1 protein-coding gene is annotated in these 4,477 nt (G+C 66.5%); it reads left to right on the top strand.

Annotated elements, in window-relative coordinates; translation table 11 throughout:
- Positions 1–666: 666 nt before the first annotated feature.
- Complete coding sequence (locus tag ACWEMJ_RS33730) at positions 667–3,762, top strand: AfsR/SARP family transcriptional regulator (protein WP_452140956.1); 3,096 nt, start codon at positions 667–669, stop codon at positions 3,760–3,762.
- Positions 3,763–4,477 lie beyond the last annotated feature (715 nt).

The following is a 4,477-nucleotide window of genomic DNA, read 5'->3' as shown; positions in this document are numbered from 1 at the left end:
CACCCCACATCGGCGGGGCGGGTCTTGTGGGCGCGGGGGGCGGGCGACCGGCCCATCGCCCTCACCCACGGCGAATGCCACCGCCGTATTCGCAGACGGCTCGTCGGCGAAGAAGCTCCATCCCTGCGGCCAGATCACCGTCATCGAGGAACGTCCTTGTTGCAACCAGCCGGGGACCGCCCGGGCCGGGAGCAACTGAGTGAGCGAGGCGAGGAGAACCACGAGCATCAGGAACGCTGTGAAGCAGAACCCCTGGGTACTCGTCAGCGGCGGCTTCGTGCCGGACGGTGCCATGTGGGTGCTGTCACATCGCGCACGACTGACAGGTGGCGTTGGGCCGTACCGGCGCAGAGTTGTCCGTAGAGGTCCATACGGCTCCGATCAGGACCAAACCGACGATGGCGCCAATCGCTGCGAAACGCATGCGACATCTCCCCTATCTGAAGTTGCACATTCCGGGTGTTGCGTCCGTCACCGGACGTGGCCGAACGTACTGAGCACCGCTATTGCCCGACTACTGTTCGGCTAACCTTGGGAGTCTCCTCCGGCTGCACTGTTGCCGGAACCTCTCGTGCGGTCCGGGTGGGACCGAGGTGGTCGTACGGGTGGGATGGACACGTCGTCGACATCGCGACCGGCGCGGACAAGAACATGTGGGGGGATCGGATGGAGCTCGACGTGCGCCTGTTGGGGCCGTTGGAGGTCGAAGCCGGGGGAGAGCTGCTGGCGATCGGTGGCCTTCGTTCACGCCGTCTGCTGGCTACGCTTCTGCTCAACGCCAACACCATGGTTCCGACGGACCGGCTGATCGATGTCATGTGGGAGGTCGCCCCGCGATCGGCCCGCCAGCAGATCCATAACACAGTGGGTGCGTTGCGTCGGATTGTCGCGCAGGTGCCGGAGCTGGACATCGTCACGAGCCAGGTCGGCTACCGGATCGACCTCGACGAGAACCTGATCGATCTTGTCCGACACCGGTCCGCTGTGGGGCGCGCCAACGAAGCCGTGGCGTCCGGGGATACGACCACGGCGATCTCGTTGCTCATGAGCGCGAGGGCGCTGTGGCGCGGAGCGGCGCTGGCCGGTCTCGACGGGCACTACTTCGGCAATGTCGCCACCCGGCTGGAGGAGGAGCGCCTCTCGGCGATCGAGTCGCTGCTGGAACTGCGCGTACGGCGAGGCGACGGAGCACTCGTGGCGGGTGACCTGGTCGAACTGGTTGCCTTGAACCCGTCGCGCGAGTCGCTCCGGGCGACCCTGATGACCGCGCTTCACTCGACCGGGCGGACGACCGACGCGCTGGAGGTCTACGAAGAAGGCCGGCAGCAGTTGGCCGAGGGCTTTGGCCTCGACCCGAGCGACGACCTCAAGGCTCTGCATGAGCGCATCCTGCAAGGGCTTCCCGTGGCGGAGACATCTGCATCGAAGTGGTCGCCTGTTCCGGTGCCGCCTGTGCAGGCGTCGGACACCACTACTGCCGAGAGGGAGACCTTGCGGCAGTTCCTGCCGCACGATCCGCGCGAGTTCTCCGGGCGTCACGATGAGATGCTCCAGCTCATGGAGGACGGCCGACAGTCCGACTCGGTGTCCCTCGTGATCTCGGCGATCAACGGGATGGGCGGAATCGGCAAGACCACCCTCGCGGTGCGGTTCGCGCACACCGTCTCGGCCGGTTACCCGGACGGCCAGTACTTCGTCGACCTGAGAGGCTTCGCCGCCGGCGTGGAGCCACTCGATCCGGGCGACGCCCTCGGCATGCTGCTGCGCCAGTGCGGTCTGCCTGACGAACTGATCCCCCCGGGCCTGGAGGGCAGGACCGTCGCCTGGCGCGGTGCCATGGCCGGCAAGAGGGCGGTGATCCTTCTCGACAACGCGGTGGACGTCCAGCAGGTGCGGCCGCTGCTGCCCGGTACGAACGGACCGCTCGTGCTCATCACCAGCCGACGCCGGCTGTCGGCTCTGGAGGGTGCCGTACCCCTGTCCCTCGACCTGATGCCGCTGGACGACGCGGTCACGCTGTTCACCCGTGTCGTCGGGGCCCGGCGCGTGGCCCCCTACCCGGACGAAGTCGCCGAGGTCGTCGAGCTCTGCGGCCGCCTGCCACTGGCCATCCGGATCGCTGCCGCCCGCTTTCGCGACCGCACCAGCTGGACCGTGCAGTACCTCATCGAGCAGCTCAACGACCAGGAGCGGCGAGCCAGGTTCCTCGACTTCGGGGAGCGGAGCGTATCGGCCGCACTCGCACTGTCGTACCGGCATTTGTCGGGTAGCGGAAGTCGACTCTTCCGGCTGCTGAGCCTCCACCCGGGGACCGCCTTCGACGCGCGAACCGCCTCCGTGCTTGCCGACCTTCCGATTGACCGGACTCAGGACATCCTCGAGTCGTTGTTCGACGACGCTCTCCTGCTTCAGGACAAGCCCGGCCGCTACCACTTCCACGACCTCGTCCGTGACTATGCGGTGCGCGTGTGCGCGGACCACGACAGCGAGGCAGACAGGGACGGCGCTCGCAGGCGGTTGATCGACTACCACCTTCAGCTGGCCGGGTCCTGGTGCGCTCCGCTGGCGAAGGGCCCCTTCCGCTCCGTGCGGGACATCACTCACTCGTTCACCGGTGTACCGGTGCCGTCCTCGGTGACCGAGGCGATCGAACTGCTCACGGGGGAGGCCTCCAACCTGGTCGAGGTCGCCCGGGCCGCTCTGAAGGACGGCCCACCGGAAGTGGCTTGGCGGCTGGTCTGCGCCATGCAGCCGTTCCTGCGGCGCACCAACTACGCCGGCATCGCACTCCAACTGTTCGAGAGCGCCGTCGAAGCAGCACGAACAGCGGGAGACGAGCCCGGTGAGGCGCTGTGCCTCATGGGGCTGACCGGTGCCCTGCGGGAACGAGGCCGAACCTCGGACGCCCGCACTGCCATGGAGGCCGCCCTCGCCATCAGCAGGCGAGTGGGTGACCGGTCCACTGAGATGTACCAGTTGACCGAACTCGGAGTCCTGAAGGTCAACGAGGAGAGCTTCGTCGAGGCCTACCACTGCTTCCGTTCAGCGCTGAACATCGTGGAAACCCTCTCCGACCCCGAGCTGAGCGCGGCACTCAACAACAACCTCGGGGTCACCTGCAGGGAACTGGGTCGCTCCGCCGAAGGCTTCGACCGCCTGTCCCGTGCACTCGCCTTCTACCAGGAGACCGACCGAGACCTGTCCGAGGCATACACCTTGGCCAACATCGGCATCCTCCTCTTGAGGGAAGGACGCATCACCGAGGCGATCGACTACCTCAACCGTGCCCTCCAGCAGGGCGACGAAGGCTCTCACATGCACATCTCGGCCGTGGCACGGGCAACGCTGTGCGTGGCCCACCGTGCGCTCGGGGACTTGCCGCGCGCCTTCGATGTCGGCCGGGCAGCACTTCGACTCACCCGCGAGCACCAACTGCTCGAAGTCGAGTGCGATGCGCTGAACGGCCTTGGCGAGGCGTACCTGGCCGCAGGTGACTTCGACACTGCCGAGACAGCCTTCCGGCACGCCGTCGATCTGTCAGATGAGCGGGAGCTGCGGCTGTACAAGGCCAGAGCGCTGGAGGGATTCGCCCACATCGCGCTGCACCGGGGTGAGGACCGAGAGGCTCGGGAGGGGTTCGAACTGGCTCTGTCCGTCTACCCCCGTGATGCGGCGGAAGCGGAGAACTCGCGTGTGCACCTGGCCGATTCGTCATTTCCCGATGTCCGATGTCTGCGCTGTTCGCATCGTGCGACCGATTAGGGGATCGTCACACGGAGGGTGTCTGACGGCTCCGGGCTCTGGAGGCTCCGGAGGCGTTGGCCCAGTAGCGATCGATCGGCTCGGCGGCGGAGTCCGGGGCGAGGATGAAACCGAGGGGCGGCCCCGGCCAAGGGCGTGATTTGTCGTTTCGTCGCGTCGTGGCCCCCTCTGGCGTGTCGGCAGAGCGTGCACAGCAGGGCGCGAAGTACGCCATGGCTGCGATTCGGCAACACGCGCAGGACGACACGTCGCTCGGAAGATCACAGCACGTATTCGGGGGGGTAGGCGGCTCCGATCAGCCCTCGGAGACCCACAGCAGGCGACCCTGCAGGCTGCCGTTTCGAACAGCGTCATCGGTGTGCGGCGAGTGGCGCCTGGAGCCCCGCTACTCGGTGTGTCCACTGCTGTCGCTGGACCTTGGGACCACTTTGGGACCAGCTGTTTTGGCCGCTGGTGGACGCATGTGGACGGAGTTGGACATATCTGGCCGAGGTAAAACCTGGGCCTCCGTCAGGTCGAGCGAACCGCGCGAGCAATCGTTTGGGATCAACTCTGCGTTGAAGAAAAGGAGTTGTCCGCCCGATCGGGACCCGTCGAGCAGGCGGCCAATCGGCAAGGTACTGAACTTAAATTCGTGATGTCGGCCTGGGTTGATCAGCCGTCCATGATCAGGCCGGTGCCCGCGAGACAGGCATCGATGAGGTGAGGCCGGTAC

The sequence above is a fragment of the Kitasatospora sp. NPDC004531 genome (genome assembly GCF_053602195.1).
Note: the sequence above shows the minus strand (reverse complement) of the source record. Positions and strands in the feature narration are given on the sequence as shown.